This window comes from Streptomyces sp. NPDC001927 (genome assembly GCF_053594455.1).
The window spans coordinates 55,977-69,990 of sequence record NZ_JBSFEN010000012.1; the positions used below are offsets into that span (position 1 = coordinate 55,977).

Genomic DNA, 14,014 nt, shown 5'->3' on the forward strand with positions numbered 1-14,014 from the left:
CGGAGAATAGAGCCTGTGCGCTATTCCGTCCTCGGCCCCACCCAGGTCCACACCGCCGACGGCAGCCCCGTCGCCCTCGGCGGCGCGCGGCTGCGGTCCCTGCTGACCGCGCTCGCCCTCCGCGCGGACCGGACGGTTCCGGTCGGGACCCTGGTCGCCGAGGTGTGGCCCGACGACCCGCCGGGCGACGAGGTCGCCGCGCTCCAGGCCCTGGTCGGCCGGTTGCGCCGGGTCCTCGGCCGGGAGGCCGTGGTGTCGGGGCCCGGCGGGTACCGGCTCGCGGCGGGCACCGACGACGTGGACGCGCGCCGCTTCGAACGGCTCGCGGGGGAGGGCGTACGGGCCCTCGAAGCGGGCGACCCGGCGGAGGCGGCGCGGCTGCTCGACGAGGCGCTCGGCCTGTGGCGCGGGCCCGCGCTCGCGGACCTGCCGGACCGTACGGCGGAGGCCGCCCGCTGGGAGGCCCGGCGCCTCGACGCGCGACGGGCCCGCTTCTCGGCGGCCCTGGCGCTCGGGCAGGCCGCGTCCGCCCTCCCCGAACTGGCCGCCCTCTGCGAGGCCCACCCGCTCGACGAACCGCTCCAGGCCCTCCGGATCCGGGCCCTGCGCGCCGCGGGCCGCGCGGCGGAGGCGCTCGCCGCGTACGAGTCCTTCCGCCGCGCCCTCGCCGACAGCCTCGGCACCGACCCCTCCCCGGAGCTGCGGGCCCTGCACGCGGAGCTCCTCGCCCAGAAACCGGAGGCGCCGCTCGCGACCCTTCCGGCGCCGAAGGCCGCCGCCGCGCGCCCCGGCAACCTGCGCGCCCGGCTGACCAGCTTCGTCGGGCGGGACCAGGACATCGCCCGGCTGCAGCAGGACCTGCGCGACAGCCGGCTCGTCACGCTCCTCGGGCCCGGCGGAGCCGGGAAGACGCGACTCTCCCAGGAGGCGGCCGAGCGGGCGGCCGACGCCGGCGCACCCTGGCCCGACGGGGTGTGGCTGGCTGAACTCGCACCCGTCACCGACCCCGAGGCCGTCGCCGAGGCCGTGCTCGGGGCCGTCGGGGCGCGGGAGACCGTGCTGCGCGGCGCGGGCGCCGAGGGGCTCAGGACCGCCGACGACGCGCTGACCCGCCTCGTGGAGCACTGCGCGTCACGCCGCCTGCTGCTCCTTCTGGACAACTGTGAGCATGTGATCGGGGCGGCGGCGGAGTTGGTGGCCGTGCTCCTTGCCCGGTGTCCGGGGGTGACGGTCCTCGCGACGAGCCGTGAACCGCTGGGCGTGCCGGGGGAGTTCGTACGGCCGGTGGAGCCGTTGCCGGAGCGGACGGCGCTACGGTTGCTCGCCGACCGGGGGACGGCTGCCCGGCCGGGTTTTGATCCGGCGGACGATCCGGAGGCGTGTGCGGAGATCTGTCGGCGTCTGGACGGTCTGCCGTTGGCGATCGAGTTGGCGGCGGCGCGGTTGCGGGTGTTGTCGCCGCGGCAGGTGGCGGACCGGCTCGACGACCGGTTCCGGTTGCTGTCCTCGGGTGCGCGGACGGTTCTGCCGCGTCAGCAGACGTTGCGGGCGGTGGTCGACTGGTCGTGGGACCTGCTGTCCGAGCCCGAACGGGCGGTGTTGCGGCGGCTTTCGGTGTTCTCGGGCGGGTGTGACCTGGAGGCGGCGGAGGCGGTGTGCGTGCCGGGTTCCGGGGCGGACACCCTCGACGTCCTGGGTTCCCTTGTCGACAAGTCGCTGGTGGTCGCGGCGCCCGGTGACGACGGGGGCATGCGGTACCGGCTGTTGGAGACGGTGGCGGAGTACGCGGGGGAGCGGCTCGACGAGGCCGGGGACCGGGCGGAGGCCGAGCGCCGGCATCTGGTCCACTACCGCGAGCTCGCGCGGCACGCCGACCCCGCGCTCCGCGGCGACGGGCAGGTCCGGGCGATGGCCTGGTTCCGTACCGAGTACGAGAACCTGCGCACCGCCCTGCGCCGCGCCGTCGCCGCCCGGGACGAGCAGGAGGCGCTCCTGCTGGTCCACTGCCTCCTCTGGTACTGGCAGATGCGCGACCTGCGCGCCGACGCCCTGCACTGGTCCGAGGCCGCCGCCGCCCTCGGACCCGACCCCTTCGAGCCGCCCAGCGCCCCCGTCGTCCCGCTCCACGAGCCGTGCACGGCCACGCCCCCGCCGCTGAGCGAGGAGCAGCTGTGGGAGGCCCGGCGCGGGGTGCGGCTGATCGGGCTCCTCAACATGGACCACATGACGGGCGACTGGACCAGGCCCGAGGGGATCGAACGGCTCAAGCGGATCACCGCCGTCTACCGGCCCGGACTCCCGCAGACCTGCCGACTGCCCGGCACCTTCGCCGTCTTCGCCGTCATCATCATCGGCGAGGCGGGCAGGATGCGGGAGCTGCTGGACGCCACCGTCGACGCCTGCCGCCGCTTCGGCTACGAGTGGGAACTCGCCAACGCGCTCACGCTCCGCGCCAACATGCTGGCCAACCGCGTGGACTGGGCCGGCGACGCGTCCGACGACGCCGACGAGGGCCTGGAGATCTTCGTCCGCCTCGGCGACTCCTGGGGAGCGGCCGAGGCCCTCTCCGCGCGCGGAGAGGCCCGCGAGCGGCGGCTCCGCTTCGAGGGCGCGGCCGAGGACTTCGTCGCCGCGATGGGGTACGCCGAGCGGATCGGCGCCCAGTCCCAGATGGCGCTGTTGCGCGCCCGGTACGCCGACATGCTCTCGATGACCGGTCGCGCCGAGGAGGCGGAGGAGATCCTGCGTGAGGTCGTGGGCGCCGAGGAGAACCGCGGACACGAACCGACGCTGGCCGCCCGGCTGTTCCTGGCCATGCTGCTCGGCCGGACCGGGCGCACCGCCGAGGCCCGCGAGCACCTGACCGCGCTCCTGGACGACTTCAGCTCCGCGACGCTGTCGATCTTCGGCGGGTTCACCCTCGGCGGCCTCGGCTGGCTGGACAACCTCGACGGCCGGTACGCCTCAGGCCTCGCCTACGCCAAGGAGGCCCTCGAACGGTCCCTGGGCACCCTGTCGATGATCGTCGCCCCGCAGATGCCCGCCATCCACCTGGTCACCGCCGCCTGGGCCCTGGGCGGGCTCGGCGGCCCCGGCGCGGTGGTCGGCGCCCAGCTCCTCGGCGCGCACGAGGGCCTGCTCCCGGAGGCCCATCTCCTCACCCCGCCCGAGCGCGACAACCTGGAGCGGGCCACCAAGCTGGTCCGCTCGGTCCTCGGCGACGAGGCGTTCGAGGCCGCCTACGCCGAGGGCGACGGCCTCTCCTTGGAGGAGGCCGCCGCCCTGCTCGAACGCGCCGACGCGATCCAGGGGCGCGTCGAGTCCTGATCCCCGTAGACCTGAATCCCTGTGCCGGTCAGGTCTTCTTGCGGAACTTGGCCACCGCGAGCGGCGCCGTGACGGCCGTGATCACCACGGCCCAGCCGAGCGTCATCCAGACCGAGTCGCCCACCGGCGTGCCGTTGATCATGGCGCGGGCGGCGTCGGCGAGGTTCGACAGCGGGTTGTAGTCCGTGAAGGTCTCCAGCCAGCCGGGCATCGACGAGGTCGGGGCGAAGATCGAGGAGCCGAACTGGAGCGGCATCAGGACGAGCATCGCCATGCCCTGGACGGCCTGGGCGGTCTTCATCGTCAGACCGAGCAGGATGAAGATCCACATCAGCGAGGCGCCGAAGACCATCGAGAGACCGATGGCACCGAAGAGGTCGAGGACGGAGGTCTTGATCTCCAGGCCGAGGATGAAGCCCATGCCGAGCAGGATCGCGGTGGCGATCAGCATCCGGCCGATCTCGACGACGATCTTCGCTATGAGGACCGAGGACCGGGCGATCGGCATCGTGCGGAACCGGTCCATCACCCCCTTCTTGAAGTCGTCGTTGACACCCGTGCCGACGGCCATGGCGATGTTCATGCCCATCATCGCCATCAGGCCGGGCACCACGTAGTTCACGTACGCGTCGTTGTTGCCCTTGCCGGAGATCGCGCCGCCGAAGACGTACACGAACAGCAGGACGAAGATGATCGGCATCAGGACCGCGTCGAACATCGACTCCGGGTCCTGCTTGATCTGCAGCGCGTTGCGCCGCACCAGGGCGCCGATGTGGCGGAGATTGGCCCGCAGGCCGATCCGGCCCTCGTCGACGGGCGTCCGCTGCACCGGGGAAGGGGCGTCGACGGGAGGCTTGGTGACCGTGGTCGTGGTCGTGCTCATGCGGCGACCTCCTCGGAAATCGTGTCGGAAGCGGACGACTTCTCGCCCGTGATGGCCAGGAACACCTCGTCCAGGCTGGGCAGGTGGGTGCCGATGTGCGCGATGCCGAAGCCGCGCGCGCCGAGCAGGCCCACGACGGCCGTCAGCTGCTCGTCGCTGAGGATCGGCACGTACAGCGCGTCCTCGTCGGGAACGATCGTCGAGCCGGCGATGCCGTCGAGACCGGACTCGCGCAGCGCCGCGGACATGGCGGGCAGCTCCGTCGGGTCCACGGGGCGGACCTTCAGAGTGCGGCCGCCGACCCGGGCCTTCAGCTCGTCGACCTTGCCGTTGGCGATGACCTTGCCCCGGTCGATGACCGTCAGCTCGCTCGCGAGCTGCTCGGCCTCCTCCATGTACTGGGTGGTGAGCAGGACGGTCACGCCGTCGGCGACCATGCTCTGCACCTCGTCCCAGACCTCGTTGCGGGTGCGCGGGTCGAGGCCGGTGGTGGGCTCGTCCAAGTACAGGACGGCCGGGCGGCCGATCATCGACGCCGCGAGGTCGAGCCGGCGGCGCATACCGCCGGAGTACTGCATGGCGGGCCGCTTGGCGGCCTCGGTGAGCGAGAACCGCTCAAGGAGCTCGTCGGCACGGCGCCGGGCGTCCGCGCGGGAGAGGTCGAGCAGCCGCCCGATCATGTACAGGTTCTCCCAGCCGGACAGCTTCTCGTCGACCGAGGCGTACTGGCCGGTCAGGCCTATGGTGCGGCGGAGCTGGCGGGGCTGCTTCACCACGTCGAACCCGGCGACCGTGGCGGTCCCGGAGTCCGGGACGATCAGGGTGGACAGGCAGCGGACGAGCGTGGTCTTGCCGGCGCCGTTCGGGCCGAGCACGCCGAGGACCGTGCCCTCCCGGACATCGAGGTCGACCCCGTCGAGGGCCTTCGTCTCGCCGTAGTGCTTCACGAGGCCTCGTACCTCGACGGCGTTGTGTGTGGATCGCGTCATGGACCCCACTACATCAGGCACCACCGACAACGCACCGACAGACGACCGACAGCCCGCCGATGGGGGAAGTCGGCGGGCTGCGGTCCGTGCCACGGTGGCTAGTGGAAGGTGTGCTCCTCGGCGGGGAACGCCCCGCCGGCGACGTCCTCCGCGAAGGCCCTGGCGGCGTCGCCGAGGGTCGCGCGGAGGTTCGCGTACTGCTTGGTGAAGCGCGGCACCTTGCCGCCGGTGAGACCGGCCATGTCGGTCCAGACGAGGACCTGGGCGTCGGTGTCGGGTCCCGCGCCGATGCCGATGGTCGGGATGTGCAGGGAGCGGGTGACCTCGGCGGCCAGCTCGGCCGGGACGAGCTCCAGGACGACGGCGAAGGCGCCCGCGTCCTGCGCCGCCTTGGCGTCGCTCAGCAGCCGGTGCGCGGCCTCGTCGCTGCGGCCCTGCACGCGGTAGCCCATGGTGTTCACGGACTGCGGGGTCAGGCCCAGGTGGGACATGACCGGGATGCCGGCCTGGACCAGCAGCTCGGTCTGCGGCAGCGAACGCTCGCCGCCCTCCAGCTTGATCGCTCCGACGCCCGCGTCCTTGACGAGCCGGGTCGCGTTGCGCAGGGCCTGGACCGGCCCTTCCTGGTACGAGCCGAAGGGGAGGTCGCCGACGACGAGGGCGCGCTTGGTGCCCCGTACGACGGCGGCGGACAGAAGGGTCATCTCGTCCATCGTGACGGGCACGGTGGTGTCGTACCCGAGATGGCAGTTGCCCATGGAGTCGCCGACGAGCACGACCGGGATCCCGGCCTCGTCGAAGACGGACGCGGTCATCGCGTCGTAGGCGGTCAGCATGGGCCACTTCTCACCGCGGGCCTTGGCGGCGGCGATGTCGTGGACGGTGATACGTCGCGTGCCCTTGCCTCCGTACAGCGCCTTGCTGCTGTCGGGGGACTGCTTCTGGGCAGCCTGAAGCGTCATGGTGAACGGCTCCTTCGTCATCTCGAGGCGCCCTGACGGCGTCCCCGGACCACATCCATGGTGGCACTTCGCGCCGGGACGGGGGAAGTGGGGCGAGGTGGCGCTGTTCACACCGCCGACACGGAAGAATTTCGGGACGAACGTACGAATGTGCGCGTTCTGTCACAGCCACCCCACCGCACGGAGACCGCCGGAACCCGCCGCGCGGCCCCGTCGTCCCACGTGGCAGTACGACGAGCCCGGCATCACCTAGTGTCGACGTCGGGTCACGGGGCAAGGCAGCACGACGGCAAGGCAGTGAGGACTGAGTGATGGCGCGGGTGGACATGGCGGAGACCGAGAACGGCGGCGCCCGGAACGAGCGCTCCGGATCCCGGTTCCGAGCGGCGCTCGACCGTCTGCGCGGGGACCGGGGCATCTGGCGCCGCGGCATCCTCCTCGCCGTCTGCGCGGTCCTGCTCACCCTGCTCATGGTCTTCCACGCCGAGATCCCCAACCGGATCGGCAACCTGGGCAGCCTCACCGAGACCTTCCTGCCCTGGCTGGGCGTCCTCGTGCCGGTCCTGCTGGTCCTCGCCGTGCTGCGGCGCTCCGCGACCGCGCTGATCGCCCTGCTCCTGCCGGCCCTGGTCTGGCTGAACCTCTTCGGCGGCCTGATCACCGACAAGTCGGAGGCGGGCGGCGACCTCACCTTCGCCACCCACAACGTGAACGCCGACAACCCCGACCCCGAGGGCACCGCCCGGCAGATCGCCGGGTCCGGCGCGGACGTGGTGGCCCTGGAGGAGCTCAAGGGCGACATGGTCCCGGTCTACGAGAAGGGCCTGGCCGACACGTACAAGTACCACTCGGTGCAGGGCACGGTCGGGGTCTGGAGCAAGTACCCGCTGCACGGCGCGGCCCCCGTCGACATCGGCATGGGCTGGACCCGGGCGATGCGCGCCACCGTCTCCACCCCCAAGGCCGAGGTCGCGGTCTACGTCGCCCACCTCCCGTCCGTACGGGTCCGGATGGACGCGGGCTTCACCGCCAACCAGCGCGACAACAGCGCGAACCTGCTCGGCGAGGCGATCGCCGCCGAGTCGCACGAGCGGATCGTCCTGCTCGGCGACCTCAACGGCACGATGAACGACCGCGCGCTCAACGCCGTGACCGCGCAGATGCGCTCGACCCAGGGCGCCTCGGGCGACGGCTTCGGCTTCAGCTGGCCGGCCTCGTTCCCGATGGCGCGGATCGACCAGATCCTGGTGAAGGGCGTCGAGCCGGTGTCCTCGTGGGCGCTCCCGGCGACGAAGAGCGACCACCTGCCGATCGCGGCCCGCGTCACCCTCTGATCAGGGGCGCGCGGCTGTCACGGGCGCGCCGCCGTCACAGGCGCTCCGGGCCCGAAACCTTCTCTTCACCGGGCCGAAGCCGAGGGGAACATTCCGCCTGAGAGTATTTGTTCAGTCGAAGAACTATTCGTCTGGAAAGGCTCTCCCCATGCCCCTGGCGCTGCTCGCGCTCGCCGTCTCCGCCTTCGGCATCGGCACCACCGAGTTCGTGATGATGGGCCTGCTGCCCAACGTCGCCGACGACCTCGGCACCTCCGTTCCCACCGCCGGGCACCTCGTCTCGGCGTACGCGATCGGCGTCGTCGTCGGCGCCCCGCTGCTCACCGCCCTCGGCTCGCGCGTGCCGCGCAAGAAGATGCTGCTCCTGCTGATGGCGCTGTTCGTCGTCGGCAACCTGGCCTCCGCGCTCGCCCCCGGCTTCGGCTGGCTGGTCGCGGGCCGGGTGCTCGCCGGGCTGCCGCACGGCGCGTTCTTCGGCGTCGGGGCCGTCGTCGCCGCGCGCCTGGTGGCGGAGGGGCGGCAGGCGCGGGCCGTCGCCACGATGTTCCTCGGGCTCACGGTCGCCAACATCCTCGGCGTACCGGCCGCGACCCTGCTCGGCCAGCACCTCGGCTGGCGCTCCACCTTCCTCGTGGTCACCGTCATCGGCCTGCTGGCCATGGCCGCGCTCGCCCGGCTCGTGCCGGACGTCCCCGTCGACGAGCGGCAGAGCCTGGGCCGCGAGGTCCGCGCGCTCGGCAGGACGCAGGTGCTGCTCGGCCTGCTCACCGCCGTCTTCGGCTTCGCGGGCGTCTTCGCCGTCTACTCCTACCTCGCCTCGATGACCACCGAGGTGATGGGCTTCGGGGAGTCCTCCGTCACCCTGGTCCTCGCCCTCTTCGGCATCGGCATGACGGCCGGCGCCCTCGCCGCGGGCCCGCTCACCGACCGGGCGCTGCGCCCGACCCTCTACGGCTCCCTCGGCGCCCTGGCGCTCGTCCTGGTCGCCTTCCGCTTCACGATCCATGTGCCGTGGCTGGCCCTGGTGACGGTCGTCGTCCTCGGCGCCGTCGGCTTCATGACCACGACCCCGCTCCAGATGCTGGTCATGAACAAGGCCAAGGACGCCCCGACCCTGGCCTCCGCCTCCAACCACTCCGCCTTCAACCTGGCCAACGCGGGCGGCGCCTGGGCGGGCGGCGCGGCCGTCGCCACCGGCTGGGGCTGGACCTCCCCGACCCTGGTCGGCGCGGGCCTGGCGGTGGTCGGCCTGGCGATCGCGGCGGTGGCGGGCCTGCTGGACCGTACGCGTACGAGTGCGGGTACGACGGAGGGCGCCTCCCGCGTCGTCGCGGGAAGCGCCCCGGCAGTCGAGCCTGTGGTCAGTCGCTCGGGGACTCCCGCCAGCGGTTCGTGATCGGCAGGCGGCGGTCCTTGCCGAAGCCCTTCGCCGAGATCTTGGTGCCCGGCGGGTACTGGCGCCGCTTGTACTCCGCCGTGTCCACCATCCGCAGCGTCCGCGTCACCAGCTCCTCGTCGAAGCCGGCCGCGACGATGGCGTCCCGGCCCTGGTCGCGGTCGACGTACAGGGCCAGGACCGCGTCCAGGACGTCGTAGTCCGGCAGCGAGTCCGTGTCGACCTGGTCAGGGCGCAGCTCGGCGCTCGGCGGCTTGGTGATCGAACTCTCCGGGATCGGCGGGGTCATGCCCCGCTCCTCGGCCGCCCGGTTGCGCCAGCGCGCGAGCCGGAACACGGTCGACTTGTAGACGTCCTTGATGGGCCCGTACGCGCCCACCGAGTCGCCGTACAGCGTCGAATACCCCACCGCCAGCTCGGACTTGTTGCCCGGCGCGAGGACGAGATGGCCCTCCTGGTTGGAGATCGCCATCAGCATCGTGCCGCGCAGCCGGGACTGGAGGTTCTCCTCCGCGAGGCCCGTGAGACCGAGCGCGCCCATGTACGCGTCGAACATCGGCTCGATCGACACCGTACGGAAGTTGAGGCCTGTGCGCCGGGCCAGGTCGGCGGCGTCGCCGCGCGAGTGGTCCGAGGAGTACTTCGAGGGCATCGAGACGCCGTACACGTTCCGCGCGCCGACCGCGTCGCAGGCGATCGAGGCGACCAGCGCCGAGTCGATGCCGCCCGACAGGCCGATGAGCACCGACCGGAAGCCGTTCTTGGCGATGTACGCGCGCAGGCCCACGACCAGCGCCGAGTACACCTCCTCGTCGTCGTCGAGCCGGTCCGCGTAACCGCCCGTCAACTCCGGCTCGTAGGCGGGCAGCGGGTCCTCGGAGAGGACCACCCGGTCGATCCGCAGCCCGTCGTCGACGACGCCCGTCGGCGCGTCGGAGAGGGGCGCGGCGGCCGGCAGGTCGAGGTCCACGATCACCGTGCCCTCGGAGAACTGCGGGGCGCGCGCCACGACCTCGCCGTGCGCGTCGACCACGATCGAGTCGCCGTCGAAGACCAGCTCGTCCTGACCGCCGATCATCGCGACGTACGCGGTGGTGCAGCCGGCCTCCTGGGCGCGCTTGCGGACAAGTTCGAGCCGGGTGTCGTCCTTCTCCCGCTCGTACGGCGAGGCGTTGATCGAGACGAGCAGCCCGGCACCGGCGCTGCGGGTGGCCGGCACCCGGCCGCCGTCCTGCCAGAGGTCCTCGCAGATCGCGAGGGCCACGTCGACGCCGTGGACCCGGACGACGGGCATGGTGTCGCCCTGGACGAAGTAGCGGAACTCGTCGAAGACCCCGTAGTTGGGCAGGTGGTGCTTGGCGAACCGGAGCACCACCTCGCCCCGGTGCAGCACGGCTGCCGCGTTCTCCGGGGAACCGGCGGGCCGGCCGAGCCGGGGCTCGGCGCGGTCCGAACGGTCGAGGTAGCCGACGATCACCGGCAGCTCCCCGAGACCCTCGGCGTCGAGGCGCCGGGCGAGCGCCCGCAGGGCGGCCCGGGACGCCTCGACGAAGGACGAGCGCAGCGCGAGGTCCTCGACGGGGTAGCCGGTCAGGACCATCTCGGGGAACGCGGCCAGATGCGCGCCCTGCTCGGCGCAGTGCCGGGTCCAGCGGACGACCGCCTCGGTGTTGGCGGTGAGATCGCCGACGGTCGAGTCGATCTGATTCAGAGCGAGGCGTAGTTGAGGCACCCGCCCAGTGTAATCGTCAGACCGACGCTATGTCCTGCGTACGCCGACGCCAGGTCCTGCGTACGCCGACGTGACTACTTCGTCGGGCCGGTCCAGATCGCCTCGTCGTGCTCGAGGATCGTCGGGGCCAGCTCGATCTGCATCTCGCCGGCCGCGGCGGCGGGGAGCGAGAAGGCGAAGTCGCCCTTGGCCTGCTTGCCGGGGAGCACGTTGCCCCGGAACATCGTCGTCGCGTCGCTGCCGTCGAAGATCGCGTCGGCCTGCGCGCCCTCCGCGTCGCTGGCGTCCACCAGGGCGCCGGTGACGTCGAGGGTCTCCTTGCTGCCGTTGACGATCGTGACGGTCACCTGGAAGGCCTTGTTGCCCTTGGTGTGCCCGGCGGCGAACTGGTCGGGCTGGTACGCGCGCGGCTTGGAGACGGTCACCTTGATGCCGTCCTCGTACGTGAAGGTCTGACCGAACTTCAGCGCGGCGGGGGCGGTCTCGGTCGGCTCCGGCTCGGGCTCGCTCGTCGCGCCGGGCGTGGTGGGGGCCGAGGAGGCCTTGTCCTGCTTGGCGATCTCCTCGTCGATGTCGTTCTTGACGTCGTTCACCGCGACGACCACGACGAGCAGCCACGCGATCGAGGCGACGATCGCGACCGCGCCGAGGATGATCCCGGAGAGGGCCATGCCCTTGTTCGTGGCCTCGCCCCGACGGGCCTTGCCGTGGCCGATGATGCCGAAGATCAGGGCCATGATGCCCAGGATCGCGCCGAGCCAGAACGTGAACGGGAAGACCCCGAAGAGCAGACCGACGAGGCCCAGGACCAGGGCGGTCACCCCGAGCCCGTTCTTCGGCTCCTGGTACGGGGGCGGCATCCCCGGTATGCCGGTCGGGGGCATGCCGTACGGGGGCATGCCCGGCAGCGTCGCACCGGCCGGAGGCGGGCCGGGCGGCGTCGAGGACGGAGGACCCCAGGGGTTCTTCTCGGGGTTCTCGTGGGGCGTGGTCATGCGGGCGTCCTCCGGGGATCGCTGCGGTTCAGAGGCCTGACGTTAGGCCAGCTGATTATGGAGGAGCCAGGGATTTTGTGATCGACCGGTGTCCGTGAAGGTGTCCTGAAGGTGTCCTGAAGACGCTCGCCGTCGACATGCGGGGCCGCCGGGTCCCTTTGATCATGAGCCCTCGTCGGCGCCGAACTCGCCTCCGGCTGGACGGGCGGCATCTACCGCTGGGTCAGCGAGGCCCTCGGCAAGCCGCTCGGACGCAAGCCCAGCTGGGTCCACCCCGACCACCGGGACACCGCCGTGCCCGAATAGCATCCGTACCACTATGTCCTTGCCCCGGCCCGCCTCGTCCGGGCCCGCATCGTCCGGGCCCGCCCCGGCCCGGCCCGACGGTGCCGCGCGAGCCACCGCCGTCCTGCTCGTCCTCGGCGCGCTCACCTACAGCGCGTGGATCCTCGAAGCCGTCGTCCGGACCGGGCTCGACCCGGTCCGGTCGTACGTCTCCGAGCTCATGGCCACCGACCAGCCGCACGGAGACTTCTTCCGCGCGAGCGACCTCACCTCCGGCCTCCTGATCCTCGCGGCGGCGCTGACGGCGCTGTGGGGCGGCCGACGGGCCCGCCCCGGCAGGCTCGTGCGCGCCGGCTGGGGCGCCCTCGCGCTGTTCGGGGCCGCCACCGTCGCCGACTCGCGGCTGCCGCTCAGCTGCACGCCCACCGCCGACCCGGCGTGCGCGGCCCGGGAGGACGCAGGGCTTGTCCCGTTCACCCATGCGGCCCACGCGGTCAGCTCCAGCCTCGCCATGGCGGCGGCCGTCGCCGGCATGCTCCTGCTGACCTTCGCCGCACACCGCCACGGCGTGTGGCGGCCGCTGGCCCGGTTCGGCCCCGCCCTCGTCGCCGTCGAACTGGCCGCCACCGTATGGACGCTGGCCGCCGTCGCCGCCTTCGAGGCGGGCCACGACACCTGGGCGCTCGGGGCCGGACAGCGGCTCCAGGTCCTGCTCGTCGCGGTCTGGCTCGTCGTCCTCGCCGTCTCCGTCGTCCGGGAGCGAGGGGAGCGACCGTGAGCGAGTTCGTACGGGTCGGGGGAGTGGCCCACCACGTCGTCGTCGAGGGCACCGGACCCGTCTGCGTGCTCAGCGCCGGCCTCGGGATGAGCTGGTTCGACTGGGACCCGGTCGTCCCGCTGCTCGCACCGCACCGCACGGTCGTCCGCTTCGACCGCCCCGGCCACGGCCTCTCCGCCCCCGCCGCCGTCCCGCCCTCGGCCACCGGCGAGGCCCACCGCATCGCCGGCCTCCTCGACGCGCTGCCCCTGCCCGCGGGGCCTGTCACCGTCGTCGGGCACTCCATCGCCGGGTTCCACGCGGAGGCCTTCGCCCGGCTGCACCCGGCCCGCACCGCCGGGCTCCTCCTCGTCGACGTGTCCGTCGAGGAGCAGGCCCGTACGCCCGCCGCCCCCGCCCTGCGCACCGCCGCCGCCCGCGGCCTCGGCACCTTGCTTTCGGCCGCCGGAGCCCCGGCCGCCCTCGGCCCGGCCGTCCGCCGCGCCACCGTACGGCTCTCCCGGGCGTCGGGCGGCGACCCGGCGCCCACCGACCTCGTACGCCGCTGCTACCGCACCTCACGCGTGCTGCGGGGCACGCTCCTGGAGAACGCCCACTACCGAGCCGTCGCCGCCGAACTCCTCGCGCTGCGCGAGGAGCGGCCGCTGCCGTCCGGCGTCCCCGTCACCGTCCTCGCGGCCCCTGACGGCTCCGCCCGCTGGGCCCGCCGCCAACGCGCGCTGGCCCAACGGCTCGACGCCCGCTACGAGGCGGTCGAACCGTCGGGCCACCTGATGATGCTGGACTGCCCGGACGTGGTCGCCGGGGCCGTACTGCACCCCGGCGGAAGCCCCGTCCTGGGACTCGGGCCTCAGGAAGCGGCGTAGACGCTCTCGCAGAACGCCTTGATCTGTTCGTCCGTCAGATGCTGGGCCAGATCGGCCTCGCTGATCATGCCGACGAGCTTCTTGTTCTCGATGACGGGGAGGCGGCGGATCTGATGACTCTGCATCTCCTCCAGGACCGCGCCCACGTCCGAGCCGGCGTCGATCCAGCGGGGGGTGCCGTTGGCCATCTCGCCACAGGTGACCTTCGCCGGGTCGTGACCCATGGCCACACAGCCGACCACGATGTCGCGGTCCGTGATGATGCCGCACAGCCGCTCGTTCTCGTCGGCGATCGGCAGGGCGCCCACGTTGAGGTCGCGCATCAGCTGGGCCGCGCGGTCGAGCGTTTCGTGCCGGGGAATCCACTGGGCCCCGGGGTGCATGATGTCCTTCGCCGTGGTCATGGGGTGCGTACCTCCGTAGTCACGTCGTCGTACGTCCCCGAGCCTCAACCATTGTCCGCGTAC

Annotated in this window: 11 protein-coding genes; 5 read left to right on the forward strand and 6 right to left on the reverse strand. The window is 72.5% G+C overall.

Features of this window, described 5'->3' with window-relative positions; all coding sequences use genetic code 11:
- Window positions 1-15 precede the first annotated feature (15 nt).
- A complete protein-coding gene (locus ACWCO8_RS29825) occupies window positions 16-3,327 on the forward strand; it encodes a BTAD domain-containing putative transcriptional regulator (RefSeq protein ID WP_451034874.1) in 3,312 nt (1,103 codons plus the stop codon).
- Window positions 3,328-3,355: 28 nt separating this feature from the next.
- Here ACWCO8_RS29825 and ACWCO8_RS29830 read toward each other — a convergent pair whose 3' ends face one another.
- The 3 genes from ACWCO8_RS29830 to panB form a co-directional block, all read right to left on the reverse strand.
- Window positions 3,356-4,210 carry an ABC transporter permease gene (locus ACWCO8_RS29830; protein ID WP_362013605.1) on the reverse strand — a complete coding sequence of 285 codons (855 nt, stop codon included), beginning with the start codon at window positions 4,208-4,210 and terminating at the stop codon, window positions 3,356-3,358.
- Window positions 4,207-5,199: an ATP-binding cassette domain-containing protein gene (locus ACWCO8_RS29835; protein ID WP_362013604.1), complete on the reverse strand. Its 993-nt coding sequence runs from the start codon at window positions 5,197-5,199 to the stop codon at window positions 4,207-4,209. The genes ACWCO8_RS29830 and ACWCO8_RS29835 overlap by 4 nt, the downstream gene beginning before the upstream one ends.
- A gap of 98 nt (window positions 5,200-5,297) precedes the next feature.
- Window positions 5,298-6,161: a 3-methyl-2-oxobutanoate hydroxymethyltransferase gene (gene panB / locus ACWCO8_RS29840; protein ID WP_451034875.1), complete on the reverse strand. Its 864-nt coding sequence runs from the start codon at window positions 6,159-6,161 to the stop codon at window positions 5,298-5,300.
- A 311-nt stretch (window positions 6,162-6,472) separates the two neighbouring features.
- On the opposite strand from panB, the gene ACWCO8_RS29845 reads away from it, so the two are divergent.
- Both ACWCO8_RS29845 and ACWCO8_RS29850 read left to right on the forward strand, forming a co-directional pair.
- Entirely contained in the window at window positions 6,473-7,495 is a 1,023-nt protein-coding gene (locus ACWCO8_RS29845) for an endonuclease/exonuclease/phosphatase family protein (protein ID WP_362013600.1), read from the forward strand.
- Between the two features lie 148 nt (window positions 7,496-7,643).
- Window positions 7,644-8,891, forward strand: a complete 1,248-nt coding sequence (locus ACWCO8_RS29850; protein WP_451034876.1) for an MFS transporter — start codon at window positions 7,644-7,646, stop codon at window positions 8,889-8,891.
- Here the strand turns inward: ACWCO8_RS29850 and ACWCO8_RS29855 are convergent.
- Window positions 8,857-10,623, reverse strand: a complete 1,767-nt coding sequence (locus ACWCO8_RS29855; RefSeq protein WP_451034877.1) for an NAD+ synthase — start codon at window positions 10,621-10,623, stop codon at window positions 8,857-8,859. The two genes, ACWCO8_RS29850 and ACWCO8_RS29855, sit on opposite strands and share 35 nt — an antisense overlap.
- Before the next feature lie 74 nt (window positions 10,624-10,697).
- A complete protein-coding gene (locus ACWCO8_RS29860) occupies window positions 10,698-11,618 on the reverse strand; it encodes a DUF4190 domain-containing protein (protein WP_451034878.1) in 921 nt (306 codons plus the stop codon).
- Window positions 11,619-11,937: 319 nt separating this feature from the next.
- Between ACWCO8_RS29860 and ACWCO8_RS29865 the strand changes: the two genes are divergently transcribed.
- The gene (locus tag ACWCO8_RS29865) at window positions 11,938-12,681 is read left to right on the forward strand and encodes a DUF998 domain-containing protein (protein ID WP_451034879.1); all 744 of its coding nucleotides are present in this window, start codon (window positions 11,938-11,940) and stop codon (window positions 12,679-12,681) included.
- On the forward strand, window positions 12,678-13,547 hold the full coding sequence (locus tag ACWCO8_RS29870) for an alpha/beta fold hydrolase (RefSeq protein ID WP_451034880.1): 870 nt from the start codon (window positions 12,678-12,680) through the stop codon (window positions 13,545-13,547). The genes ACWCO8_RS29865 and ACWCO8_RS29870 overlap by 4 nt, the downstream gene beginning before the upstream one ends.
- On the opposite strand, the gene ACWCO8_RS29875 is transcribed toward ACWCO8_RS29870, so the two are convergent.
- Window positions 13,532-13,951 (reverse strand): CBS domain-containing protein, encoded by a 420-nt coding sequence (locus ACWCO8_RS29875; protein ID WP_362013590.1) that lies wholly within the window; start codon window positions 13,949-13,951, stop codon window positions 13,532-13,534. The genes ACWCO8_RS29870 and ACWCO8_RS29875 overlap by 16 nt on opposite strands.
- Between the last annotated feature and the right edge of the window lie 63 nt (window positions 13,952-14,014).

What these genes read in the sequence shown, in the direction of transcription:
- panB (WP_451034875.1), bottom strand. Translation starts at nt 6,161, where the DNA reads ATGACGCTTCAGGCTGCCCAGAAGCAGTCCCCCGACAGCAGCAAGGCG.
- ACWCO8_RS29850 (WP_451034876.1), top strand. Translation starts at nt 7,644, where the DNA reads ATGCCCCTGGCGCTGCTCGCGCTCGCCGTCTCCGCCTTCGGCATCGGC.
- ACWCO8_RS29860 (WP_451034878.1), bottom strand. Translation starts at nt 11,618, where the DNA reads ATGACCACGCCCCACGAGAACCCCGAGAAGAACCCCTGGGGTCCTCCG.
- ACWCO8_RS29875 (WP_362013590.1), bottom strand. Translation starts at nt 13,951, where the DNA reads ATGACCACGGCGAAGGACATCATGCACCCCGGGGCCCAGTGGATTCCC.
- ACWCO8_RS29845 (WP_362013600.1), top strand. Translation starts at nt 6,473, where the DNA reads ATGGCGCGGGTGGACATGGCGGAGACCGAGAACGGCGGCGCCCGGAAC.
- ACWCO8_RS29865 (WP_451034879.1), top strand. Translation starts at nt 11,938, where the DNA reads ATGTCCTTGCCCCGGCCCGCCTCGTCCGGGCCCGCATCGTCCGGGCCC.
- ACWCO8_RS29835 (WP_362013604.1), bottom strand. Translation starts at nt 5,199, where the DNA reads ATGACGCGATCCACACACAACGCCGTCGAGGTACGAGGCCTCGTGAAG.
- ACWCO8_RS29830 (WP_362013605.1), bottom strand. Translation starts at nt 4,210, where the DNA reads ATGAGCACGACCACGACCACGGTCACCAAGCCTCCCGTCGACGCCCCT.